Consider the following 23,030-nt stretch of genomic DNA (forward strand, 5'->3'; position numbering starts at 1 on the left):
CGGATGCGGCCCTGCGCCGACAGTATCGGCCCGAGCTGCCGACGAACCCGGCCTATCGGCGCATTGTCGCCACCTCTCCACCTCCCCCCTGCCGGTGGCACCGCTCCCCCGCCCGGCTGTCCCGCAAGTTCCCTTGACCCGTCCGGTGGCTACCGCTATGCCTGTCCGGGGGATACCGACCACAGGGGGGACGTCGGTGGTGGAGTTCCGTTTGCTCGGCGGTGTCGCGCTGCACGTCGACGGCCGCGAGGTGGACCTCGGTCCCGCGCGGCAGCGGTGCGTGCTGGCGGTGCTGCTGGTCGAGGCCAACACCACGGTGTCGGCCGAGAACCTGATCGACCGGGTCTGGGGCGACCGGCCGCCGGTGCGCGTGCGCGGCGCGCTGCACAGCTACGTGGCGCGGCTGCGGCGCGCGCTGGCCCCGGAGTGGGCGACGATCAGCCTGCGGAGCGGCGGCTACCTCCTGACCGTGGACGAGCAGACCGTGGACGTGCACCGGTTCCGCCACCTGGTCGGCCAGGCGCGCGCGGCGACCGACGACCGGCAGGCGTCGAACCTCGGCGGGCAGGCGCTGGAGCTGTGGCGCGGCGACCCGTTCACCGGGGTGGAATCGGCCTGGCTGGCGTCGGTCCGCGTCACCCTGGAGCGGGAGCACTTCGACGTCCGCCTGGACCAGTACGACCGGCGGTTGCGGGTCGGCGGGCACTCCGCGCTGCTGCCCGCGTTGCGGCCGAGGTGGGCGCGCACCCCCTGGACGAGCGGCTGGCCGGGCAGCTCATGCTCGCGCTGTACCGGAGCGGGTGCCAGGCCGAGGCCCTCGACGTCTTCCAGGAGACCCGGCGGCGGCTGGCCGACGACGTCGGCGTCGAACCCGGCCCGGACCTCCAGCGCCTCCAGGCGCGGATCCTGCGCGCCGACCGCGACCTGACCGCGTCGCCCGCCGGGGAGGTGCGGCGGCACAACGACCTCCCCGGCGACCTGCCGGACTTCACCGGGCGGGAGGAGGAGATCGCCGCGCTGCGGTCGCTGCTGCCGACCGGCGACGGCCGGGGCGGCGCGGCGGTCGTCGTCGCCGTCGACGGCATGGCCGGTGTCGGCAAGACCGCCTTCGCCGTGCACGTCGCCCACGGCCTGGCCGATCGCCACCCCGACGCGCAGCTGTTCCTGGACCTGCACGGCCACACCGCCGGGCGCGAGCCGCGCGACCCCTCGGACGCGCTGGACGCGCTGCTGCGCGGGCTCGGCGTGCCCGGCAGGAGGATCCCGGACGACCCGGAGGCGCGGGCGGGCCTGTGGCGGTCGGTGCTGGCCGACCGGAAGGCGGTGGTGGTCCTCGACAACGCCGTCAGCACGGCGCAGGTCCGGCCGCTGCTGCCGGCCAACCCGGACTGCCTGGTGCTGATCACCAGCCGACGCCGGCTCACCGACCTGGAGTCGACCCGCACGCTGAGCCTGGACGTGCTGCCGCCGGGCGACGCGGAGGCGCTGTTCGCCCGGATCGTCGGCGACGACCGCGCGGTGGCCGGGTCGCGGGCGGTCGGCGAGGTCGTGCGGCTGTGCGGCCGGCTGCCGCTGGCGGTCCGGATCACGGCGGCCCGGCTGCGCTCGCGCCCGGCCTGGACGACCGCGCACCTGGTGCAGCGCCTGCGCGAGGAGCGGCGGCGGCTGGGCGAGCTGACCACCGGCGACCGGAGCGTCGCCGCCGCGTTCGGGCTGTCGCACCGCGACCTCGCGCCGACCCACCAGCGGCTGTTCCGGCTGCTGGGCACCCACCCCGGCACCGACTTCGACGCCCACCTGGCCGCTGCCGTGGCGGATTCCGACCTCTACGAGGCCGAACGGCTGGTGGAGGACCTGCTCGACGTCCACCTGCTCCAGCAGCGCACTGCGGGCAGGTACCGCTTCCACGACCTGCTGCGCGCCTACGCCGCGCAGTCGACCGCCGACACCGACAGCCCGGACGTCCGGCACGCGGTGCTGACCCGCATCCTGGACTACTACCTGCACACCAGCTCCGCGGCCATGGACGTCGTCGCCCCGGAGAAGCGCGGGATGCGACCCGGTTCGCCGATGCCCGCGACGCCGGTCCCTCCCGTGTCCGACCACGAGCAGGCGCTGTCCTGGTTGGAGGGCGAGCGGGCCAACCTCGTCGCGGTCGCCACGCAGGCCGCCGACCACGGCCGCCCGACCCAGGCGGGCCACCTGTCGGCGACGCTGTGGCGCTACCTGCTGGTCGGCGGCTACTTCGACGACGCCCTCGCCCTGCACACCGTGGCCATCACGACCGCGCGCAGCACCGGAGACCGGTTCCGGGAGGGTGAGGCGCACTTCCACATCGGGTTCACCTACTGGCGGCTGGGACGCTCCGAGCAGGCGCTCGCCCACCTGGAACGGGCGCTGGTGCTGGCCGAGGAACTGCGCGACCACGCCCTGCACGCGCGGGCGCTGTTCGGCATGGGCCTGGCGCACTGGGGGCTGGGCCGCTACCACGAGGCGCTCGACCGCTACACGCGCGGGCTCGCCCTGGCGCGGCAGCTCGGGGACCGGGGACTGGAGGGCCAGGCGCTGGTCGGCATGGGGTTCAACCACTGGGGCCTGGGCCGGTTCGCCGACTCGATCGAGCACCACCGGCAGGGCCTCGACGTGGCCCGCGACACCGGCGACCGGGGCCTGGAGGGCTACCCGCTGGTCGGCACGGGGCTCGCGCTCGGGAGCCTGGGCCGGTACGAGGAGGCCCTCGATTACCACGTGCGCGGGCTCCGCCTGGCGCGGGAAGCCGGCGACCGCAGCCTGGAGGGACGCGCGCTGACCGGCTCGGGTGCGGCCTGCCGGGGCCTGGCGCGGCACGAGGAAGCCCTCGACCACGACCTGCGCGGGCTCCGCCTCGCCCGGGAGATCGGCGACCGGAGCCTGGAGGGGCGCGCGCTGACCGGGCTGGGCTCGACCTGCCGGGGCCTGGGGCGGCACCGCGAGGCCCTCGCCCACTTCGAGCAGGCGCTCGACCTGGCCCGCGCGACCGGCAACCGCAACCTGGAGACCGAGGCGCTGAACGGACTGGGCGAGACCACGCGCGGCACCGCCGACCCGGCCGCCGCCCTGGCCCACCACCGGGAAGCGCTCGCCCTCGCGTGCGAGACCGGCAACCGGGCCGAGCAGGCGCGCGCCCACGGGGGCATCGCCCACGCCCACGACGACCTGGACCGGCCCGACGAGGCCCTCCGGCACCGGCACCGCGCTGCGGCCCTCCGGCACGAGCTGGGCACGCCGGACACCGACGGGACCCGCGTCCTGAAGGGGTGAAGCCGACCCCCGGACGTGTCGGGTTGTGCCGAACGGGACCGGGAGGCTCACCGCCGGTCGATCTCGCCGGCCCGGGGCGCAACGCCATCGGGCGGTCGGCCACCACGTCCGGTCGACGCCCCTCGACAGGGCCGTCGCGCCACCTCCACCCTGGTCGGCGCGCGGCCACGCCCGGACCGCGCCCAGGACGCGCGGGTCGGCCCGCGCCGGTGCCGGGAGGAGGGGACGTGGTCGCTACCCTGCGCCGCGTGACCACCGACGACGCCGTCACCGAGCGGCCCCCCGCCCCGTCCGCCGAGGTCCCGCCGACGGCGGACGGCAGAGCACCGCACCCGTTGGTCGGCCTGGTGTCGGTCACCGGGGCGCGACGCCCGCGCAACTGCGACCGCGCCGCGCACGAGGTGGTCGGCGGGGTGGTGGCCGGCGCGGTGGTGGACGGGTCGGGTTCCACGCCCGAGTCGGCGCGGCTGGCGGCCGACGCCGCCCCGGTCGCCGCACGCGTGACCGCGCGCCGCCGCAGCCCCGTGCACGGCATCGCCACGGCGTCCGAGCTGTGCTTCGACCCCGACGACCCGCTGTCGGGTGCGACGGGGGCGATCGTGGCCGCCGTGTCCCGCCCCGGCCTGCGGTGGCTGGTCGGCTGGGCCGGTGACAGCACCGCCACCGCCGTGCGCGACGACGGGCGCGCGCACCGGGTCACCACACCGCACACCTACGGCCAGAAGCTGCGGGCACGCGGCGAGCAGGAGTCCGTCGCGCGCACGCACGACCACCGGCTGGTCAACGACCTCGCCCGGGTCGGCTGGTACGGCGTGTCCGGCGTCGAGGTCACCAAGCCCACGCCGGTGCTGGTGCTGGCCTCCGACGGGCTCAAGATCACCGTCGAGCAGGTCGCCGGGATCGCGGCCGACCACCCCGCCGACCCCGGCGCGTGCGCCCGCGCGCTCGTGTCGGCCGCCCAGGCGGCGGGGTCGGGCGACGACATCACCGTGCTGGTCCTGCACCACCCAGACCACCCGGGCGACGGTTCCGGGTCGGAGCGCACGACCGAAGTGGAGAGGGACGGGACATGACGAGCAGAGCAGGCCGCGAGGACGACACCGAGGACACCGTCGAGTTCGAGGGCAACAACGAGATCACCGACGTGTTCCCCGTGGTGGAGGGCGACTGACCAGCACCACCGACCGGTCCGGGGACGGGACCGCCGGTCCTCGCCGCCCCGGGCCTCCTCCGCCGCCGGGGCGGGAGCGCCGGGCGCCGGGTCCGCGCGAGGGGTTCCGGCGTTTGGCGGTCCACCCCGGCGGGGATACCCGGGTGCACGGACGTGCGCTCGGGGGGCGGGATGGACGACGAGGTTCGGCGGGCTCGTGACGAAGTGACCAACATGGTCGCACTGCGCCCGGACGTCACCAGAGCACGGGAGCCGGTGCCCCGTGGGCTGCTGTGGCGCGACATCCGCTGGGCGCTGGCGGCCGGCGTCCTGGACCTGTCGGCCGGGGCGGCGGTGGTCGCCACCGGAACGGACACGTGGCACACGTCCGCCGCCGGTACCGTTCTGGGCATCGCGGGCGGGCAGGCGATCATCGAGGGCTTCCACGAAGTGCACCGCCGGACCCGGCACGCCGCCCGCCTGCGGGAGCACGGCCCGGACGCGGCCGACACCCTCCTAGCGCTCCAGGCCGACCGCCCGTTACCGCGCTGGGCCTTGGCCGTGCGGGTGGTGTACGAGCTGCTGCTGACCGTCCTGGCGGTGATCGCCCTGTTCCACGCGTGGCCCGAAGGCGCTCCCGGCTGGGCGCTGACCGCTGCGGTGCTGACCGGTCGGCTCGCCGCCGCCGCCTCGCACGCCCACTACGTCCGGCGCGGGCGCCTCTGGTACCGCGACTTCGCCCGCCTCGACGGCATCGCCCTGCCGCCCCTGCCGGACCGCTGGCGCGTCATCGCCCGACCGCGATCCGGTAGCCCGAGCCCCGGACGGTGAGCACCAGCGTGGGGTCGTCGGGGTCGGGCTCGACCTTGCGGCGCAGCCGGCGGATGTGCACGTCGAGCAGCCGGGTGTCGCCGAAGTAGTCGTAGCCCCAGACGCGTTGCAGCAACTGCTCCCGGGTGACGATCCGGCCCTGGGCGGCGGCCAGCTCGACCAGCAGCCGGAACTCCGTGCGGGTGAGGTGCACCTCGACGCCCGCCCGGTGCACGGTGCCCGCGTCCGGGCGGACCTCCAGGTCGCCGAACCGCAGCACCTCGTCGTGCCGGCCGCCGCCGCGCCGGCGCAGCAGCGCCCGGATGCGCGCCGCCAGCTCGCCCGCGACCAGCGGCTTGGTCACGTAGTCGTCGGCACCGGCCTCCAGGCCGGCGATCACGTCGGCGGTGTCGGTGCGGGCGGTGACGATGATGATCGGCAGGTCGCCACGCGCCCGCAGGGTGCGGCAGACCTCCAGCCCGTCCACGCCGGGCAGCATCAGGTCCAGCAGCACCACGTCGAACGTGCCGTGGTCGAGCGCGCGCAGGGCGTCCTCGCCGGAGACCGCGTCGGAGACGGCGAACCCCTCGTCGCCCAGCGCGAGGCCGAGCGCCTGCCTGATGTGCTCGTCGTCCTCGACCAGCAGTACCGAGTGGTCCATGTCCCGCCGATCCTCGCCCGTGGGCCGCACCCGACGCCACCCCCGCCCGCCGGCGACCGGGGATCGCAAGCCGATCGCAAGGTTGCGCCACGGGGTCGTCTGCCACTGTTGACGCCGGCAGCCGCCACGATCGCAGGCGCTGCTCCCGTGCCGGCCGCCGAGGCGTGCCGGCGCGTGCCCGACACCCCCCGGACCGTCCCGAAAGTCGATGCTTCCGCTGTGACCGCCATCCCCGGTGAACACGACCCCTCCACCCTGCTCCTGATCTGCGACAGCTGCGGTCAGGCGTTCCACGGTGACCCCCACCCGCGCACGTGGGAGGCGCTGTGGGCCAGAGCGGTGGGGGTGGGGTGGCGCGGGCACGACCGCCGCGTCGGCCCGCACAGCTGCCTGCGCTGCGTCGCCTGACCCCGTGCCGCCGGATTCCGTACCGCCTGATTGCGTGCCGCACCGCACCGGAGCGGCACCACGGACCCGCACGGAAGGGATCGCGCGGTGACCGCCCACGAAGACACCGCCATGCTGGTGATGGTCGAGCCCGGGACGCCGTCGTCCGACGAGGTGACCCGGTGGCTGCGGGAGCGGCTGCACGGCCGGCCCGACCACGAGGTGACCCGGGTCGGCGTCGTGGCGGGCGAGCTGGTCGACAACGCGTGGCAGCACAGCGGTCCGCCCTACGTCCTGCGGTTGACCTGGGCCCCGGACCGGGACGTGCTGGTGGTCAGCGTGTTCGACCACCCGACCACGCCCATCGGCCCGTGGCGGCCCGGCGCGGGGCTGGCCCTGGTCGAGGTCCTGTCGGCCGGCTGGGGCGTGGAGACCGCCGGCAACGGCGCGGTGGTGTGGGCCGAGCTGCGGTTCGAGGACTGACTCCGCGCGGCGGCCCGGCCACAGGTGCCGGCCGCGCCTGTGCGGCCGGCACCTGGTCCTGCACCCGGAAGGCTCGTGGCGGTGCGGTGCGCCGGTGGTGCTCTCGTGGCGGTGGGCTCGTGGCGGTGGAGTCCACGGTGGCGGACAATCGCGCTGCGGGACCTTGCGATCGGCTTGCGATCGGCGTGAGCCGGTGGGACGCGTTCCCGCTCCACGTGAAGATCGGGAGGCCATGGACCGTCGCACGCCCTCCACCGAGCACGTCGGGCACGTCGGGCACGTCGGGCACGTCGGGCCGGCACCCGGCCGGACGGCGGCGGCTCCGGGCCCCGGCGGTCCGAGGGGTGCCGCCGGGCCGGGCCGATCGGCGGCGGCGTGCCCAAGCTGACGTTGCGCTGGCGGGTGGCGGTCGTCCTCGGCGTCGGGTCGCTGCTGCTGACCAGCACGCTGGCGATCGCCGTGTGGAACCTGTCGTCGGGCTACCTGCTGCGCCAGCGCGAGCAGGGCGCGAGCCGCCAGGCCGAGGTCAACGCGCGGCTGGTCAACGAGTCGCTGCGCACCGGCTCGGACGGGCTCAAGGAGCTGCTGACCGGCCTGACCACGGTGGCCGACTCGACCGTGCTGCTGTTCCGCCCCGGCGAGGTGCTGACCAGCGGGCGGCAGATCGACACCGCCGAGGTGCCCCGACGGCTGGTCACCCTCGGCCGGGACGGCGTGCCGGCGTCCCAGCGCCTCGTCGTCGGCGGCATCCCGGTCCTGGCGATCACCCTGCCGATCACCGCCGCCGACGGCGCGTACGTGGAACTCGCGCCCCTGACCCAGCTCGACCGCACGTTCCGGTTCCTCAGCGCGGTGCTCGTCGCGGGGACCGTGGTCAGCGGGCTGCTCGGGGTCGCGCTCGGGTCGTGGGCGTCCCGGCGCGCGCTGCGGCCGTTGCGGGAGCTGACCGACGCCGCGTCCCGGATCGCGGGCGGCGACCTGCGCGCCCGGCTGCCCACCCAGACCGACCCCGACCTGACACCGCTGGCCACCACCTTCAACGCCACCGCCGAGGCCCTGGAGCGGCGGGTGGTCAAGGACGCCCGGTTCGCGGGCGACGTCAGCCACGAGCTCCGCTCCCCGCTCACCACCATGGTCAACGCCGCCGCCGTCCTGCGCCGCCGCCGCGACGAGGTCCCCGGCACCGCCGGCAAGGCGTTGGAGCTGCTCACCTCCGAGGTCGACCGGTTCGCCCGGATGGTGGTCGACCTGCTGGAGATCTCCCGGGGCGACCAGCGGCCGGACGACGAGGCGCTGGAACCGATCGACGTGGCCGTGCTGGTCCACAACGTGATCGCGTCCCGGCCCGGCGCGGGGGTCGGGGTGGAGGCCGACTCCCCCGCGCCCCAGGTGCTCGGCGACCGGCGGCGGCTGGACCGGGTCGTGGCCAACCTGCTCGACAACGCCGACCGGCACGCCGGCGGCGCGGTCCGGGTCGCGGTGACCCGCCGCGCGGGCGCGGTGCGGCTGGAGGTGGACGACGCCGGCCCCGGCGTGCCCGCCGACCTCCGCGACCGCATCTTCGACCGGTTCGACCGGGGCCACCGCGCCGGCAGCCGAGGGGGCGACACCGGCAGCGGGCTCGGCCTGGCCCTGGTCGCCCAGCACGTCCAGCGGCACGGCGGCCAGGTCCGGGTGGAGGAACGCCCCGGCGGCGGCGCCCGGTTCGTCGTGGAGATCCCGGAGTCGGAGCGGTGACAGGCAATGATCAGGAGCGGTGGCCGGGGTGTCCGGGGTGATGGTTCGGTGCGTTGAACGGGGAGGTGGTCGGGCGGTGAGGAACCTCGTGGTGCTGCTCGCGGCGGCGGCGGTCGCCTCGGGCGTGCTGGGCGGGTGCGGGGTCACGACCCAGGACGAGCCCCAACCGCTGGTGACGTCCACCGCGAACCCGGCGGCCACCCCGACCCTGACCCAGCGCCCGGACCCGCCGTCGACGTCCTCGACCACGACGACCCCGGGTGAGCCGACCGACGGGTCCGCCACGGCGGCCGGGGCCGCGTCGAGCACCCCCGCCGCGCCCGGGGTCGTGACCCCGCCGCCCCGGCCGGGGTGACCGATCGTCAGGGAGTCGTCAGGTCCCCCACCTGCCGCTTCCCGCACCATGGTTGACGATCGGTCCCCCACCGCCGGGAGAAGCATGAACCCCCACGACGACGATCCGGTGTGCAGAGACGTCGCAACGCGCCTGGCCGCGCAGTTCGGCGGAACCCTGTCCGGCCGGACCGTGACCACGACCGTCCGCCAGGCCCACGCCGACCTGCGGGGGCAGATCGTCCCGGAAGCGCTCGGCGAGATGCTGCACCGACTGGCGCACCACCGCCTCAACGACCTCTGCCGGACCGCGCGGAGCCGATGACCCGCGTAGTGGGCTGATCGCGCACGAACGGTCCGCAGTCGGCCTCCGCCACCGCCCGCACCGAATCCGGACAGGGTCGCAAACCATCCGTTGCGGTGCTCTTGGCTGACCGCCCGTGCCTGTGGTCATTGTGGGTTACCGCCACCTCCGCAGTGAGGTGACGGCAGCCGGGACACCGTCCCCCTCCGCCAGATCCGGGAAGCACCCGATACCGGCAAGAGTTGCAAAAGCCGTGAACCGGGTGACAGCCCCGAATCCGCCTTCCGCGCCCGGTGCTCGGCGACTGCACTGGTCGGCGAGGACCCCGGTCAGCCGGGGTCGACCACCGGAGAGGACGGAAGATGCCCATTCTTCGCAAGGTCGTGACCAGTGGGGTCGCGGTCGTCGCAGCACTGGCCATGGTGACCGGTACCGGTTCCGCCGCACCGGCGGACGAGCTGGACCACCAGCTTCCCGCCTGCAACGTCAAGAACTTCCCGAACCAGGTCTGGAAGACGGTGTGGACGGACGCGCCCGCCTACTACCTGCTGGGCAACGGCAAGAAGGAGAAGAAGGGAACCCTGACGAAGGGCAACCGGTACGTCTACTGCCAGAAGAACTGGGGGAAGGACTACCGGCAGTCGGTGACGGACGGTACCGGCAGGACTTACACGAACACGTGGTGGGCGCTGACGAACATCCCCAACGTGCGGAACGTGTGGGTGAACGTGATCTACCTCAAGGGCGGCAACAACGACCAACCCGAACCCGGCGTGCCCCAGGGCAGCTGAACACCCGGCGTCCCGGGGGCGGGGCCTTCCTCGCCCCCGGGCGGGAGTCGGTCGCAGCCGTGGAACTCGCGCCCCCGGTTCCTGCGACGGGTACTTGCCGGTGATCAGCTCAATCCAGGATCACGGGCAGTGCTGGCCTGGAGACGGCTGCCGGTTCACCCGCAGGGTGACGGTCGACCCCGACACCGCCGCAGAGCCGCCCGCCGGGGTCTGGGACTGCACGTAGGGCGGGCCGCAGTCGACGTAACCCGGAGCGGACCTGGCCACGAAACCCGCGGCTCGGACCGCTGCGACCGCGTTGGCGAGGTCCTGCCCCACGACGTTCGGCACGATGCCCGTCGAGTACGGCGACGTCTCCTGCGCGGCCTGCGAGACCCCCGGTGACGGGCTCGCGGACGCAACACCGCCCGGCACCAGCAACGCCAGGGCGGCAATCACCGCAGCCGCACCACCGGACAACCGTCGGCGACCTGTTCCACGCATGGGCGCACTCCTCTTCTACAAGTGACGAGCCGCAACCATTCGACGTTCCGCCGTGCCAGGCGCGTAAATCGTGCCGTGGCCACGTGTTTCATCGTACGGGGCCACGGCGGTGTGATCGGCCGCCACATGGAGCCACCACCTTGCGCCGTTGTAGCGAATGCTCAGCCCGACGCGAGGAAGTCGGCCAACCGCTCGGTGTCCTCGAGGTAGCGCTCGTACGGGAAGCCGGCCGCGACGAGCCCGGCGCGGAGCTCGTCGTAGAGCGGCTTCCCGGCGGTGTGGAAGGCTTTCCGGCCGGCTTCGGTGAGGCGGACCAGCCGCCGCCGCGCGTGGTCGGGGTCGGTGGTGATCTGCACCAGGCCGTCGGCTTCGAGCGGTCGCAGTGCGCGGCTGATCGCCGGGTCGGACACCGACAGGGCCTGGGCGAGTTGGTGCTGCGTCGCCGGCTCGACGCCCTCCAGCGTGCCCAGCAGCCGCAGTTGGCTGTAGCTCAGGCCGTCGAGGTCGTCGACGCGCCGTCGGGCCGCGTCGCCCAGCAGCATGACCACGCGGTGCAGCAGGTCTGCGAGTCCGTCATCCACGGCACCACCCTACCCTAGTGTTGACTGATTAATATTAACTAGGTAAGACTGACGTCGTGGACACCTTCTCCTTCCTCGCCCGCTCCGCCTTCCCGCTGGTCTGGATCGTGGTCCCAGCCATCGGGGCGTACCTGCGGACCCGCCGCTCCCCGTCACCCCGGCACGCGCTGGAAACCTGGCAGCGCTGGTGGGCCATCGGTGCCTTCGGCTTCGGCAGCCTGTGGATGACCGTCGCGTTCCTGACCGTCCCCGACGAGATGGCGGCGGTGATCGGCTTCGAGCGGACGCCCTTCATGACCGAGATCGCCTTCGCCAACCTGGCGCTGGCCGTCATGGGCTTCCGGGCCGCCTCGGCGTCCGCGCGGGAACGCATCACCATCGGGCTCGGCGGCGGGATGTTCCTGTGGGGAGCCGCGATCGGCCACTTCCACCAGTGGTTCGCCAACGGCAACCACGCCCCCGGCAACACCGGTGGCGTCATCGTCAACGACATCCTGATCCCGGCAGTCATGATCGTCCTGGCCATGCGCTCCCGACGACTGGCGGCCACACCCCAGCCGGCAACCGCCTGACACCGGGCGAGCCGGCCTCGGTGACGATCTCCTGGCGGCCCGGTTGATCACTCGGCAGTATGGGACCATGCCAGCCGATCACCGGAGTTCTCCCGACGTGGCCGTGGAGAACGACTACGACAGCTTCGCCGAGGCGTACACGGTCGAGAACGACACCAGCCTCATCAACGCCTACTACACCCGGCCCGCGATCGTGGACCTGGCCGGGGACGTGGCCGGTCGGCGGATCCTCGACGCCGGGTGCGGCTCCGGCGCCGTGTCGGTGGCGCTGCGCGAGCGCGGCGCCCTCGTCGCCGGCTTCGACCGCAGCGCGAAGATGGTCGAGGTGGCCCGGCAGCGGCTCGGCGCGGACGCGGACCTGCGGGTCGCCGACCTGACCGGCCCGCTGCCGTACCCCGACGGCGCGTTCGACGACGTCGTCGCCGCCCTGGTGCTGCACTACCTGGAGGACTGGACCGCGCCGCTGGCCGAGCTGCGGCGGATCCTGAAGCCCGGCGGCCGGCTGATCGTGGCCGTCAACCACCCCATCGTCCTGAAGATGGCGCACCGCGAAGCCGACTACTTCGCCACCACCAAGTGGTCCGACGAGTACACCTTCAACGGCCAGAAGGCCGTGCTCACCTACTGGCACCGACCGCTGCACGCGATGACCGACGCCTTCACCGCCGCCTGCTTCCGCACGGCCGTCATCAGCGAACCGCCGCCCGCGCCGGAGGCACACGACCTGTTCCCCGACGAGATGGCGAGGTTCCCCTCCGGTTCGTTCCTGGGCTTCCTGTTCTTCGTCCTGGAGGCCGCCTGAGTGCGATACGGCCCGCCCTCGGGAGGACGTGCCCGCGCAGGGACGTCTTCGCGAGGTCGCCGCTCCGGATGGCGCGGGCCGCCCTCTGGTCCAGCGGGCGGCCTTCCACGACCTGACGACCGCACCGGCACTCGGCCACGAGGAACGCCGGCAGCAGGCCGCCGGATCCGACAGCGTCGACTGCGGGCCGGATCCGCAAGCGTCGGCACCGGCTCAGGCGTGCCCCACGCGCTGCCCACCGCTCTCCCCCGACCGGCGTGCCGGCCGCGACGCCGGAGTCCTGCCGGCCGAGCGGGAAGCGCGTCCGTCGCGCCGCTCATCCCCGAGTTGCCGACACGCGCCCGGAGACGTCAACCGGTCGTCAGCCTCCGGGCCGATCGGCCCGGTTCACGCCGAGGAGCTGTCCGCGCCCGGCCAGACCTCACCGGCACGCCAGGTTTCCAGCGACGACGACAGGCCGTCGACCAGCAGCGGGAGCTGTGGGGCCAGGGCCAGGCAGGCGACCATCTGGAGGTCGCGCAGGCGTTCCATCGCCCGCAGCACGCCCGGGTCGACCGCGCGCAGGCCGAGGTCGACTGCGGCGGCGTCGTAGGCCGCGATCGCTTCCTCGCCGGTGTGCGCGAGGTCCCACTCGACCGGGGCGACGCCGACGTGCTCGTAGTCCGAGTACAGCAGGGCGTCGGCGGTCTCGATCACGTTGAAGAACGGGGCGTCGCCGTGCACCACCTGGACCGACACGCCCGGGAACGCCTGTGCGAAAGCGGAAGGCGACGTGACGACCGGCGACAGCACGGCCCACTCGGCACGGGCGCGGGCCAGGTCGGCGGCGGGCAGCAGGTCCTCGCGGCCCTCCAGGTCGTCGAACGCGAGGTCGACGTAGCCCTGCATCCCCGGGAAGAAGCCGGTCTCACCGGGGTACTCCGCCAGGATCGAGTGCAGGCGGGCCACGGTGGGCATCTGCCTCAGCGCGTTGTAGTCGCCGGGGACCACGCCCTCGACCTTCTCCCAGAAGGTCATGGTGAACCCGTCGCGCTCGACGGGCTCCGCCGGGACCAGCGCGCTGGGCACGACGGTCGGTTCGCCGCGCGACGCCATCCACCTCGACACCGCCAGCTCCGTGCGCTGGAAGCCCGCCGAGGTGACGCCGCGCGGGGTCACCACCGGCACGCGCGCGACGACCGGTGACGGTGCGAGGTCCACCACCACCGAGAAGACGTCGTACAGGACCTTCGCCTCGGACGCGTCCAACCCCAGCGCCGTCGCGGCGGCGACAGCGGCGTCGCGGGCACGGTGCGAACGAGCGGCGCGCTCTTCCTCGGTGATCACGAGGACACCTTAAGTCCTCGGTCCACCGCTTTCCGCGAGGTGGTCGGCCAACCTGGCGAGCACCGCGCTCCGCCAGCCGCCGCCCATCCCGTTGAACGCCCGTCGCTGCGCGGGGTCGTCGAGGTCGAAGCCGTGGTGTTCCAGCAGGACCCGGGTTCCGGTCCCCTCGGGCACGAGCCGCCAGGTGACGACCGTGTCGAGTGGACCGTTGCGCCACGTGTAGCGGAGCAGCCTCTCCACCTCCACGGCGGTCACCACGCACCGGGTCGCACCCCATGGTCCGGTGTCCAGCGTGAAGTGGTGCCCGACCTCGGGGCGGAAGTCGGTGGCCACGAACCACCGGGCGAGTTCGCCGGGGTCGACCAGCGCGCGCCACACCCGCCGGGCCGGGTGGGGCAGGAACTCGTCCACCTCGATGGTGCGCACTCCGGCGGTCACGGCTCGGGGTTCCGGTCGAGGTGGGCGCGCAGGTCGCGGAGCGCGTCCCGCCAGTACGCCTCGTAGGGGGTCAGCCAGTCGGCCACCGGGCGCAGGCGTTCGGCGTCCACCCGGTAGACGCGTTCCCGGCCGTGGCGCTCCTCGCTGACGAGTCCGGCGTCCCGCAACACCTTCAGGTGCTCGGACACGCTGGGCCGGCGCATGTCGAAGTGCGCGGCGAGGGCGTTGACCGACTGGGGTTCGGCCAGGAGCAGGTCGAGCAGGCGACGGCGGTGCCGGTTCGCCACGGCGGCGAACACGTCGTCCGTGGTGGGCATGACCGCACCCTACCGGTAGGTGATAGCCTACCGGTAAAGCGTAGGAGATCCCCTACGCGTTCAGGAGGAGGTAGTCGATGCTGACGCACGTGCAGGTCGTCCACATCCCGGTGTCGGACCAGGACCGCGCCAAGGAGTTCTACGTCGACCGGTTGGGCCTGGCGGTCGTCGCCGACCTCCCGGGAGGCCCCCATGGCCGCTGGCTCCAGGTCGCCCCGCCGGGTGCCGCCTCCACGCTCGCCATCGTGCCGGGCAGCGGCGACAACCAGCCCGGGAGCGCGGCCGTCGTGTTCGAGACCGACGACATCGAGGCCGACGTGGCGGCGCTGCGCGGGCGCGGGGTGGACCTCCCCGAGCACGTCGAGGAGATGTGGTGGGCCAGGTCGGTCCGCTTCACCGACCCCGACGGCAACCACCTCGCACTCCAGACCCGCACCACCGCGCAGCAGGCCCGCACCACCGCGCAGCGCTGAACCGGGCGGGGAACGGCGCGGTGCGGCGACGAGCACGCGCCGGTGGCGGACGGGGCGCGACCGATCACGCGGCATTGTCCTGAGCGGGCGGTGGATTCGTCGGAAGGGGCCGGAAACGCTCGCACCCCGAAGGAACGCACCGCATTCCGCCGGTTCACGTCTTCCGGTACACCGACACGTGCCTGCCGATGGCCGGGTCGAACGCGCCACCCGTCCAGTCGCTGTGCCGGGCCGCCGGGACCAGGCCCGCGAGGGCCGCCATCAGGTCCAGCTCCGGCAGGTAGACCATCCGGTGCGTGGTCGGCATGACCTTGATGCCGTCCGCGCCGATGAAGATGTGCCGGTAGTGCACGAGCTGGTTCACCACGTCGTACTTCAACGCCTGCAACGACACCTCTTCCAGGTCGTCCAGCGGCCCGACGAACAGGGGCCTGCGGTCGGCGAACAACCAGTTCGGCAACGCGGCCTCGACCACCAGCCGACCACCCGGCCGCAACAACTGCGCGGCGGCGCCGACGCACGCCACCTGCGATTCCTGGGTGGTCAGTTCGAACAGCGAGTTCGCTATCACGTAAATGAGGTCGAAATCGCCGTCGACGGCCGGTTCCGCCATATCGGAGAGAACCGTGCGCACGGTTGCGCCGACGTCTTTCGCGCGGAGCACGTCGAGCATGTCCGACGACGCGTCGAGACCGGTGACGTCGCAACCGCGTGCAGCGAGCGGGATCGCGACCCGCCCCGTCCCGACGGCGAGTTCGAGCACCCGACCGCCGTCCGCGAGTTCGTCCAAAAAGGACACGGCCGCTGCGCCGTCCGCGTCGAACGGGTACAAGCGGTCGTACCGCGCGTGCAGTTCCCGGTATCGCTGCTGCGCCGTGCCGTGCACGTCCGACATCCGCCCACCCTTCGCCGGTGACTCCGATCGAGGTATACCCGCTCCGGGTGCGCGGTGCTACGGTCGAAAACAGGAGGATCACGGGGAGCTTTCTTGACACGAGAAAGGATCGACCATGCCCGCACTGCTGGAGATCGAGCCTCGGGACGCCGGCACCGAAGTGGTGGAACCGGACGTGGAATTCGAGAAGAAGTGGGATCGCCTCCCGGTCGACTGCGCGGTCAGCTCACCGCACCAGACGGTCCCCGTCACATCGCCGATCTGCTGCTGACCGGCCGCGCGTGATCTCGGGGGACCCGGCCACCGGCACGGTCGAGGCGGGTTCCCGGGCCTGGGTCGAGCGGCTCGTCCGGGACGCGGTGGGCACCGGGTACTCGGTCGCGGTCGGCTCCGCCTGGGTGGTCGCCCGGCCGGCCGGCGCGTCCCTCCCCGACCAGGGGTGGAAGCTGCACGTCTCCTCGCGGGTGTCGACCTTCCCGGCACTGGTGGCGAAGCTGGTGCCGCTGCTCGCGGCCGAGGGGTGCCTGTTCAAGCTGGCGTGCTCGCAGGAGGTCCTGCGCGACCTCAACGGCGGGCTGGTCGCGCCGGCGGCCGTCGGCAAGGCGTTCACCGTCTACCCGGCCGCGTCCCGGGTCCGGGAGCTGGGCCTGGCGCTCGCCCGCGCGCTGCGCGGCCACGAGGGCCCGCGCGTGCTCAGCGACCGGCGGGTGCTGGCGAACTCCCCGGTGTACTACCGGTACGGGTCGCTGGCCGAGGCGCTCGGCCGGGACCGGCTCGGGCGGCCGGAGATCCGGTTGCCCGGCCCGGCCGGCGAGGAGTTCGACGGCGTGGCGGGGCTGAGCTACCGGCAGCCGCCCTGGGCCGTCGACCCGTTCGCCGGTGCGGGCACCGCGCCGGTCGGCACGGACCTGCTGCTGGGCGGGCGCTTCCGGGTCACCGGCGGCATCCGGCAGGCCGCGCAGGGCAACGTCTTCCGCGCGGTCGACACCCGCGACGGCCGCCCGGTCGTGGTGAAGCAGGCGCGGGCGCACGTGGCGGAGTACGGCGAGCGCAACGACGCCCGCCTGCGGCTGCGCAACGAGCGCCGCGTGCTGGCCGTGCTCGCCGGGGTCGACGGCGTGCCCCGGTTCGTCGACCACTTCCGGCACGGTGACGACGAGTTCCTGGTGACCGGCGACTGCGGGCCGCGCACGCTGGCCGACGACGTGCAGCGGCACGGCCCGTGGCCGCCCGGCGGCGGGCCGCGCGGGTGGGACCGGCTCGCGGCCGACCTGGCCCGCGTCCTGGCCGCCGTGCACGACCGGGGCGTCGTGATGCGGGACCTGTCCCCCAACAACGTCGTGGTCGGCGATGGGATCCGGCTGGTCGACTTCGGCCTGGCCGCCCACGACGGCGTGCACCTGCCGGGGAGCACGCCGGGCTACGCGCCGGCCCGGCAGGCGCGCGACGAGCCACCGCAGGACACCGACGACCTGCACGCGCTCGGCGCGGTGCTGCTGTTCGCCGCGACGGGTCTGCACCCGGTCACCCTCGGCACGGACCCGGACCTGCCGCGAACCCGTGCCCTGCAAACGATCCGCCGCCGCTTCGGCCCCGCGCCGCACGGTGTCGCGGGTGCGGTGGTGGACCTGCTCTCCGGTGACGCCGACCTCACGCGCGACGCGGCGCGCGGGCTGGCCGCCGGCGGGCACCGCCGCTCGGTCGCGTCCATTCCAGTGCCGGCTGTGCCGGCGGTGGCTGTGTCGGTTGTGAGTGTGCCGGCTGTGCCCGAGGTGACGGTGGACTTGGCCGCCGACCTGACCGGACGCCTGCTGGACGACCTGCTCGGACTGGTCGACCGGGTGGTGCACGCGCCGGAGCACACGCTGGCCGCCAACGACGTCAGCGCGTACACCGGCAGCGCGGGAATCGGGCTGGAGTTGATGCGCCACTTGGAAAGCCGGCCGTCCGTCGGGCCGAGAGCCCGCGAGCTGGCCGAGTTCACCCTGCGGGTGGCCGCGCGAGCCGACCGACCACCCGGGCTCTTCGGTGGCTCGACCGGGACGGACCTGTTCCTGTCCGAAGCGGCGCGGCGCGGTCTGGGCGCGAAGGGCTGGTCTGGTCGTGGCCTGCCGGCTGACGACCCGGCGGATGACGGGGACGTGCCGCCGTGCGACCTGGTCGACGGGCCGGCGGGGGTGGGCCTGGGCCACCTGCACCTGCACCGGCTCACCGGGGGCGCGGCGGACCTGGAGGTGGCCCGGCGGTGCGCCGACGCCGTGCGCGCGGATCCGGTGGCCGGCCGGACCAGCGCTCCCGGTGAGGCGGACGCGGGACTGGGCCGTGCGCACGGCCTCGCCGGCGGGATCGCGCTGCTGCTCGACCTCGGGCACTTCGCCGACCAAGGTCTACTTGAGTGCGCGGCCCGCCGGGCGCACCACCTCGCCGGGTTGGCCGACACCCTCGTCGCGGAGGCGGGAGCGCCCGGTGCGGAGCCGATGACGGTCTCCTGGTGCCGGGGGCTGGCGGGCATCGGCCGCACCCTGGCGCACGCGGGCGCGGTGCTGGACGACCGCCGGCTGACCGCCGTCGCCCACGCCGCCGCCGACGCGTGCGCGGCGCGGGTGCCGGGACTGGGCACGCTCGGCCGCTGCTGCGGTGCGGTGGGCGTCGGCGAGTTCCTGCTCGACCTGGCCGACTCGGAACGTCACCGGCAGGCGGCGTTCGACGTGGCGACCCACCTCCTGCTGCGCAGCAGCGGCCCACCCGACCACCCCGGCTTCACCGCCCCGCAGGCGACCGTCACCAAGGCGCTGTCGTGGGCCCACGGCCTCACCGGCATCCTGGCCTTCTTCCGCCGCCTGTCCACCGAGTCCACCGACGGCCACCCCTTCACGTGACGGGGATCAGGCCGACGAGGACGGGCCGCCGACGAGCACGCCGAAGCCGGCGTCGACGCGCAGCAGCCCGCCGGTGACCGCGCGCAGGCCCGGCTGGACCAGCAGGGCGATGGCCGAGGCGACGTCCTCGGGCTCGACCAGGCGGCCCAGCACGGAGTTGTCGGCGAGGTAGCGCTTGCGGTCGTCGGTGAGGACCTTGGCACTGGCCTCGGTCAGCACCGCGCCCGGCGAGACGGTGTTGACCGCGATGCCGTCGGCCGCCGCCTCGGCGGCCACGTGGCGGGCGAAGGTGTTGAGCGCGGACTTGGCGGTGGACTGGGTGATCCGGCCCGAGCCCACGTAGTCGGCGGCGGTGCTGGAGATGTAGACGATGTGCCCCGCGCGGCGCGGGCGCATCACGTCGAGGGCGGCCCTGGTGACGAAGAAGGCGCCGGCGAGTTCACCGGTCACCTTCCCGATGAAGTCCCGCCAGTCCAGCGCGGCGAACGGCTGGAAGCTCGGGTTGACCGTGTTCGCGTTGCACACCAGCACGTCCAGCCGGCCGTGCTCGGCGACAGCGGCCTCCAGCAGCGCCGTCACCTGGACCTCGTCGGTCACGTCGGCCGCGATGGCCGTGGCGGAGCCGCCCTCGGCCGCGATGCCCTCGACCACCGACCGGGCGGCGTCGGCGTCACTGCGGTAGTTGACCACGACGTGGTACCCGCCACGCGCCAGCTCGCGGGCGGTGGCGGCACCCAGGCCCCGACCGCCACCGGTGACCAGCGCTACCCGGGTCGTTGCCCCCACGGTGCTTCCCTTCGGGTTGGTTCCGGGCGCGCTGCGGCGTGACCGGAGTGCGGCTGCGGACACGCTGCGGCGCGGCCAGTGCACCGAACGTAACAGGAGCTTGTCCACGATGTGGGTGGGGGGAGGGTTTCAGGGCGGCGCTCGCCGCGCGGCAGGCCGCCAGGGGAGGGCGTCGCGGGAGGAAGCGCAGCTGGGGGGTGGGGGTGCAACCTGGAAGGAAGGGGTTGAGGGGCGGGTGGGGTGTTGCGGTGGCGGGTGGGTGGGGTGGTGGTGTGTTCACAGTTGGATTTTGTAGATGTGGTAGGTGGTGTCTTCGGGGAAGTCGTCGGTGAACTCGCCGTCCTTGACGGGGAGTGTGCGGGACTCGTCCACCACCTCCACCGAGGTTCCCCGGACGTCCGGCGGAAGGGTCAGGGTGAAGGAGCCCGTCGCGGTTCCGCCTGGGATGCCCTTGCCCATGGCGAAGATGTAGGCGCTGCCGTCGTGGACCTTCAGCATGGTGTCCGCCGACGGGGTGAATTCCCATTCGTGGCTCGGGGAGTTGAGCACCGGGGCCAGTGCCTTGATCTGGCCGTTGACCTTCGTCGCGGCCTTCGTCATCTCCGCGTAGCAGTCGCCGCCCTGCTGGGCGGTGTAGCGGAAGTTGTTGCTGCTCGGGCACCAGTCACCATAAGTGTGGTTGAAGTAGTTGATGCCGCGCGCGCCGTGGATCAGCATGTTCATCACCGCGCCTCGGAGCTGGTCGGGCTTGATCGCCGCGTTCTCCGCGTACGGACGGCCGTTCTCCACGAAGCCGAACACGCTCTCCATCTTGCCGGAGGAGGCCGCGATCTCCCGTTGCTTGGCCACGCCGTAGCCGTAGTTGGAGGGGCGGTAGCACTCGGCTTCGGTGAGCAGCGCCGGGTTCAGGGCCGGGAAGTCCGGGTAGGACGGTCGGTCGCAGCCCATGTACCTGCCGTACCAGTAGGTGTCCAGGGACGCCGCGCTGTTCACGTCGAGCCACTGGCCGGCGGTCTCGCTCTCCGGGGCGTAGTTCGGCCAGATCATGTTCGCCGTGAAGTTGGTGTAGCGCATCCGCCCGTCGGCGGGGAGGCCGGATGCGGTGGTGCGCAGCAGGTTCAGCGCGTCGTGCTGGCCGAACTGCTCGGGCTCGTCGGCCAGCAGCCAGCCCACGGTTTCGGTTCCGAGGTGGGGGTTCGTCGTCTGGTCGTGCAGCGCGAACATGCCCGCCTTGCGGATCAGGTCCAGTCTGGGGGTGTCGTAGAGTTCCAGGTAGGTGTTGATGCCGACCGCTTTGTCCAGGTCGATGTCCTCCTGGTTCCCGACCGTGGCGCCCCACACCGCGATGGGGAAGAAGTTCGGGTCGGTCCACGCCTGGGCGCCGGCGAACTGCCCGTAGTACGTCGGGCCGCCCTCCCAGGGGATCAACGGGAGGTCCAGCTTGGTGCGTGGGGGTGTGGTGGTGGTGGGCGGTGGTGTGGTGGTGATCGGTGGTGGTGTGGTGGATGTGCAGTTGGCCGGCGTCGTCGGGACGCAGGGGGACGTGCTGCTGTCGGCGACGGTCTGCGGGGTCGAGTCCCACGGCTTGGCGACTACCAGACCAACCACTGCCAGGACGACGACCGCGACCAGTCCGATCACGCGCTTTGTCACGGGGGCTCTCCGGGTGCCGAGTCCGCGTGCGCCCCGTTCGCACCCGGATGGAGGTCGTGTGTTCGCACCAAGTTGACCCCAGATCACGGCGGACGGCAAGCCCCAACCCGACCAAAGGTGTTCCTGCGACGTCACCCCGTCACACGAGGTGACGGCCCGGTGCCGTGATGCGCCCGTGTCGGGCCGCTGCGAGTTCGAACCACCGCAGCTCCTCGAACGCGCCCGGCAGGTCCCCCGTGTCCGGGTCGGGCACCCGGTCGCCGAGCGACGCGAACAGGGTGCGCGCGAAGTCCAGGTAGCCTCGCAACACCTCCTCCGACGCCCGGCTGTCCCGGCGCGGGTACTGCATCCGCCCGTCGGCCCGGTAGCGGACCTGGTGCAGCCGCAGCACGGGCGGCGCGGAGCCGTGTCGGCTGCGCCACAGGCCGGTGCGGGGGTCGAACCGGTAGTCCGGCAGCAGCTTCCAGCCGTGCACGGCGACCAACCGCACCGCCGCCACGAGGTAGTCGAGCACGGCCTCGGACAGGAAGTAGGAGAAGCTGATCCGCACCCACCCGGGCTTGATCCCCCGGTACCCGGCGCGGATCTGGCCCCGGAACCGCCTGGAGCGCTCCGCGTCGATCTTGAGCAACCGGTGCCCGTACGGCCCGGCGCACGAGCAGCCGCCCCGGACCTGGATGCCGAACAGGTCGTTGAGCACCGCCACCACGAAGTCGTGGTGCAGGAACCGCCCGCTCGGCCCCCGCACGAGGAACGACACGATCGGCAGGCGCTCGGCACCGGTGTCCCCCAGCACTTCGATCTCCGGGACGGTTCGCCACGCGGTGAGCGCGCGGTGCAGGAAGTGCTGCTCCCGCGCGCGGATCACGCCCACGCCGACCGCCTCCTTGAGACCGAAGACGAGCCCGGCGCGGATGCCGCCGACGATCGCGGGCGTCCCGCCCTCCTCGCGGTGCTCGGGGTCGGTGACGTAGTCGTGCTCGCCTTCCGGGTTGACGTAGTCGACCGTGCCGCCTCCCGGCACCACCGGGACGCTGTTGCGCAGCAGCTCCCGGCGGACGACCAGGACGCCCGACGTCCCGGGGCCGCCGACGAACTTGTGCGGTGACAGGAACACGGCGTCCTTGTACGTCGTCGGATCCGCCGCGCCGAGGCCGTTCACGGCGACGTCCACGTGCGGACCGGCGGCGGCGAAGTCCCAGAACGACAGCGCGCCGTGGGAGTGCAGCAGCCCGGCGATCGCGTGGGTGTCGGACAGGATGCCGGTGACGTTCGACGCGGCGGAGAACGACCCGATCTTCAGCGGGCGGCGGGCGTGGCGGCGCAGCGCCGACTCCAGGTCGGCGACCGAGATCCGCCCGTCGTCGTCCGCGCCGATCACCACCACGTCGGCGTCGGACTCCCGCCAGGGCAGTTCGTTGGAGTGGTGCTCGTACGGCCCGATGAACACCACCGGCCGTTCGTCCGCCGGGATCGCGCCCGGCAGCCGGTGGGTGGCGGGCGGGGTCAGGCCGAGCACGCCCAGCATCGTGTGGATCGCCCCGGTCGCCCCGGAGCCGGTGAAGATGACCGCCGTGCCGTCGTCGCCGCCGACCGCGTCGCGGATCATCCGGCGGGCGTCCTCCCGCAGCACCGTCGTCTGCCGCCCGGTGTCGGAGGACTCGGTGTGCGTGTTCCCGTACCACGGCAGGACTTCGTCGAGGACGAACTCCTCCACGAACGTCAGCGCCCGCCCCGAGGCGGTGTCGTCGGCGTAGGTCATCCGCCGCGCGCCGAACGGGCCGGCCAGGACCCGGTCGTCCCCGATCACGGCTTCCCTGATCCGTCGGATGAGCTGGTCGCTCGCCATCGTCGCACCACCCCCGGAAG

The 23,030-nt window shown here is 73.5% G+C and carries 24 protein-coding genes; 14 read left to right on the top strand and 10 right to left on the bottom strand.

Features of this window, described 5'->3' with window-relative positions; translation table 11 throughout:
• Positions 1-3: 3 nt before the first annotated feature.
• The 3 genes from AB0I60_RS01805 to AB0I60_RS01815 all read left to right on the top strand — a co-directional run bounded on the left by AB0I60_RS01805 (position 4) and on the right by AB0I60_RS01815 (position 5,281).
• Entirely contained in the window at positions 4-3,300 is a 3,297-nt protein-coding gene (locus AB0I60_RS01805; protein ID WP_360725742.1) for a tetratricopeptide repeat protein, read from the top strand.
• A gap of 248 nt (positions 3,301-3,548) precedes the next feature.
• Complete coding sequence (locus AB0I60_RS01810) at positions 3,549-4,373, top strand: hypothetical protein (protein ID WP_360725104.1); 825 nt, start codon at positions 3,549-3,551, stop codon at positions 4,371-4,373.
• A 311-nt stretch (positions 4,374-4,684) separates the two neighbouring features.
• Positions 4,685-5,281: a hypothetical protein gene (locus tag AB0I60_RS01815; RefSeq protein WP_360725106.1), complete on the top strand. Its 597-nt coding sequence runs from the start codon at positions 4,685-4,687 to the stop codon at positions 5,279-5,281.
• On the opposite strand, the gene AB0I60_RS01820 is transcribed toward AB0I60_RS01815, so the two are convergent.
• Positions 5,238-5,921, bottom strand: a complete 684-nt coding sequence (locus AB0I60_RS01820) for a response regulator transcription factor (protein ID WP_360725108.1) — start codon at positions 5,919-5,921, stop codon at positions 5,238-5,240. The two genes, AB0I60_RS01815 and AB0I60_RS01820, sit on opposite strands and share 44 nt — an antisense overlap.
• A gap of 219 nt (positions 5,922-6,140) precedes the next feature.
• Here AB0I60_RS01820 and AB0I60_RS01825 point away from each other — a divergent pair, with 219 nt between their 5' ends.
• The 6 genes from AB0I60_RS01825 (at position 6,141) to AB0I60_RS01850 (ending at position 9,956) form a co-directional block, all read left to right on the top strand.
• Entirely contained in the window at positions 6,141-6,329 is a 189-nt protein-coding gene (locus tag AB0I60_RS01825) for a hypothetical protein (RefSeq protein ID WP_360725110.1), read from the top strand.
• Between the two features lie 87 nt (positions 6,330-6,416).
• Complete coding sequence (locus AB0I60_RS01830; protein WP_360725112.1) at positions 6,417-6,791, top strand: ATP-binding protein; 375 nt, start codon at positions 6,417-6,419, stop codon at positions 6,789-6,791.
• A 375-nt stretch (positions 6,792-7,166) separates the two neighbouring features.
• Positions 7,167-8,528: a HAMP domain-containing sensor histidine kinase gene (locus tag AB0I60_RS01835; protein WP_360725114.1), complete on the top strand. Its 1,362-nt coding sequence runs from the start codon at positions 7,167-7,169 to the stop codon at positions 8,526-8,528.
• 76 nt (positions 8,529-8,604) lie between these two features.
• Positions 8,605-8,883 carry a hypothetical protein gene (locus tag AB0I60_RS01840; RefSeq protein ID WP_360725116.1) on the top strand — a complete coding sequence of 93 codons (279 nt, stop codon included), beginning with the start codon at positions 8,605-8,607 and terminating at the stop codon, positions 8,881-8,883.
• Between the two features lie 84 nt (positions 8,884-8,967).
• Positions 8,968-9,186 carry a three-helix bundle dimerization domain-containing protein gene (locus AB0I60_RS01845; RefSeq protein WP_360725118.1) on the top strand — a complete coding sequence of 73 codons (219 nt, stop codon included), beginning with the start codon at positions 8,968-8,970 and terminating at the stop codon, positions 9,184-9,186.
• Between the two features lie 341 nt (positions 9,187-9,527).
• Positions 9,528-9,956, top strand: a complete 429-nt coding sequence (locus tag AB0I60_RS01850) for a hypothetical protein (RefSeq protein ID WP_360725120.1) — start codon at positions 9,528-9,530, stop codon at positions 9,954-9,956.
• A gap of 120 nt (positions 9,957-10,076) precedes the next feature.
• Here the strand turns inward: AB0I60_RS01850 and AB0I60_RS01855 are convergent, their stop codons facing one another.
• Positions 10,077-10,394 carry a PASTA domain-containing protein gene (locus AB0I60_RS01855; protein ID WP_360725122.1) on the bottom strand — a complete coding sequence of 106 codons (318 nt, stop codon included), beginning with the start codon at positions 10,392-10,394 and terminating at the stop codon, positions 10,077-10,079.
• Positions 10,395-10,600: 206 nt separating this feature from the next.
• A complete protein-coding gene (locus AB0I60_RS01860) occupies positions 10,601-11,020 on the bottom strand; it encodes a MarR family transcriptional regulator (protein WP_360725124.1) in 420 nt (139 codons plus the stop codon).
• Positions 11,021-11,076: 56 nt separating this feature from the next.
• Between AB0I60_RS01860 and AB0I60_RS01865 the strand changes: the two genes are divergently transcribed.
• Positions 11,077-11,592, top strand: a complete 516-nt coding sequence (locus AB0I60_RS01865) for a DUF6790 family protein (RefSeq protein ID WP_360725126.1) — start codon at positions 11,077-11,079, stop codon at positions 11,590-11,592.
• 67 nt (positions 11,593-11,659) lie between these two features.
• Positions 11,660-12,394 carry a class I SAM-dependent methyltransferase gene (locus tag AB0I60_RS01870; protein ID WP_360725128.1) on the top strand — a complete coding sequence of 245 codons (735 nt, stop codon included), beginning with the start codon at positions 11,660-11,662 and terminating at the stop codon, positions 12,392-12,394.
• A 387-nt stretch (positions 12,395-12,781) separates the two neighbouring features.
• On the opposite strand, the gene AB0I60_RS01875 is transcribed toward AB0I60_RS01870, so the two are convergent.
• Genes AB0I60_RS01875 through AB0I60_RS01885 form a run of 3 tightly spaced genes read right to left on the bottom strand, consistent with a single transcriptional unit; the run spans position 12,782 to position 14,475 of the window.
• The gene (locus AB0I60_RS01875; RefSeq protein WP_360725130.1) at positions 12,782-13,720 is read right to left on the bottom strand and encodes an aminoglycoside phosphotransferase family protein; all 939 of its coding nucleotides are present in this window, start codon (positions 13,718-13,720) and stop codon (positions 12,782-12,784) included.
• A 9-nt stretch (positions 13,721-13,729) separates the two neighbouring features.
• The gene (locus AB0I60_RS01880) at positions 13,730-14,158 is read right to left on the bottom strand and encodes an SRPBCC domain-containing protein (protein WP_360725132.1); all 429 of its coding nucleotides are present in this window, start codon (positions 14,156-14,158) and stop codon (positions 13,730-13,732) included.
• The gene (locus tag AB0I60_RS01885; protein WP_360725134.1) at positions 14,155-14,475 is read right to left on the bottom strand and encodes a metalloregulator ArsR/SmtB family transcription factor; all 321 of its coding nucleotides are present in this window, start codon (positions 14,473-14,475) and stop codon (positions 14,155-14,157) included. The genes AB0I60_RS01880 and AB0I60_RS01885 overlap by 4 nt, the downstream gene beginning before the upstream one ends.
• A gap of 77 nt (positions 14,476-14,552) precedes the next feature.
• On the opposite strand from AB0I60_RS01885, the gene AB0I60_RS01890 reads away from it, so the two are divergent.
• A complete protein-coding gene (locus tag AB0I60_RS01890; RefSeq protein WP_360725136.1) occupies positions 14,553-14,948 on the top strand; it encodes a glyoxalase superfamily protein in 396 nt (131 codons plus the stop codon).
• A 154-nt stretch (positions 14,949-15,102) separates the two neighbouring features.
• Here the strand turns inward: AB0I60_RS01890 and AB0I60_RS01895 are convergent, their stop codons facing one another.
• A complete protein-coding gene (locus AB0I60_RS01895; RefSeq protein ID WP_360725138.1) occupies positions 15,103-15,843 on the bottom strand; it encodes a class I SAM-dependent methyltransferase in 741 nt (246 codons plus the stop codon).
• A 115-nt stretch (positions 15,844-15,958) separates the two neighbouring features.
• Between AB0I60_RS01895 and AB0I60_RS01900 the strand changes: the two genes are divergently transcribed.
• The gene (locus tag AB0I60_RS01900; RefSeq protein ID WP_360725140.1) at positions 15,959-16,114 is read left to right on the top strand and encodes a hypothetical protein; all 156 of its coding nucleotides are present in this window, start codon (positions 15,959-15,961) and stop codon (positions 16,112-16,114) included.
• A 10-nt stretch (positions 16,115-16,124) separates the two neighbouring features.
• The gene (locus AB0I60_RS01905; protein ID WP_360725142.1) at positions 16,125-18,722 is read left to right on the top strand and encodes a lanthionine synthetase LanC family protein; all 2,598 of its coding nucleotides are present in this window, start codon (positions 16,125-16,127) and stop codon (positions 18,720-18,722) included.
• A 6-nt stretch (positions 18,723-18,728) separates the two neighbouring features.
• On the opposite strand, the gene AB0I60_RS01910 is transcribed toward AB0I60_RS01905, so the two are convergent.
• The 3 genes from AB0I60_RS01910 to AB0I60_RS01920 all read right to left on the bottom strand — a co-directional run bounded on the left by AB0I60_RS01910 (position 18,729) and on the right by AB0I60_RS01920 (position 23,010).
• Positions 18,729-19,508, bottom strand: coding sequence for an SDR family oxidoreductase (locus tag AB0I60_RS01910; RefSeq protein WP_360725144.1), 780 nt, complete (start codon positions 19,506-19,508; stop codon positions 18,729-18,731).
• A 276-nt stretch (positions 19,509-19,784) separates the two neighbouring features.
• On the bottom strand, positions 19,785-21,161 hold the full coding sequence (locus AB0I60_RS01915; RefSeq protein WP_360725146.1) for a hypothetical protein: 1,377 nt from the start codon (positions 21,159-21,161) through the stop codon (positions 19,785-19,787).
• Positions 21,162-21,300: 139 nt separating this feature from the next.
• Positions 21,301-23,010 carry an aminotransferase class V-fold PLP-dependent enzyme gene (locus tag AB0I60_RS01920; RefSeq protein WP_360725148.1) on the bottom strand — a complete coding sequence of 570 codons (1,710 nt, stop codon included), beginning with the start codon at positions 23,008-23,010 and terminating at the stop codon, positions 21,301-21,303.
• Positions 23,011-23,030 lie beyond the last annotated feature (20 nt).

The sequence above is a fragment of the Actinosynnema sp. NPDC050436 genome, from assembly GCF_040655415.1.
Taxonomy (GTDB): domain Bacteria; phylum Actinomycetota; class Actinomycetes; order Mycobacteriales; family Pseudonocardiaceae; genus Actinosynnema.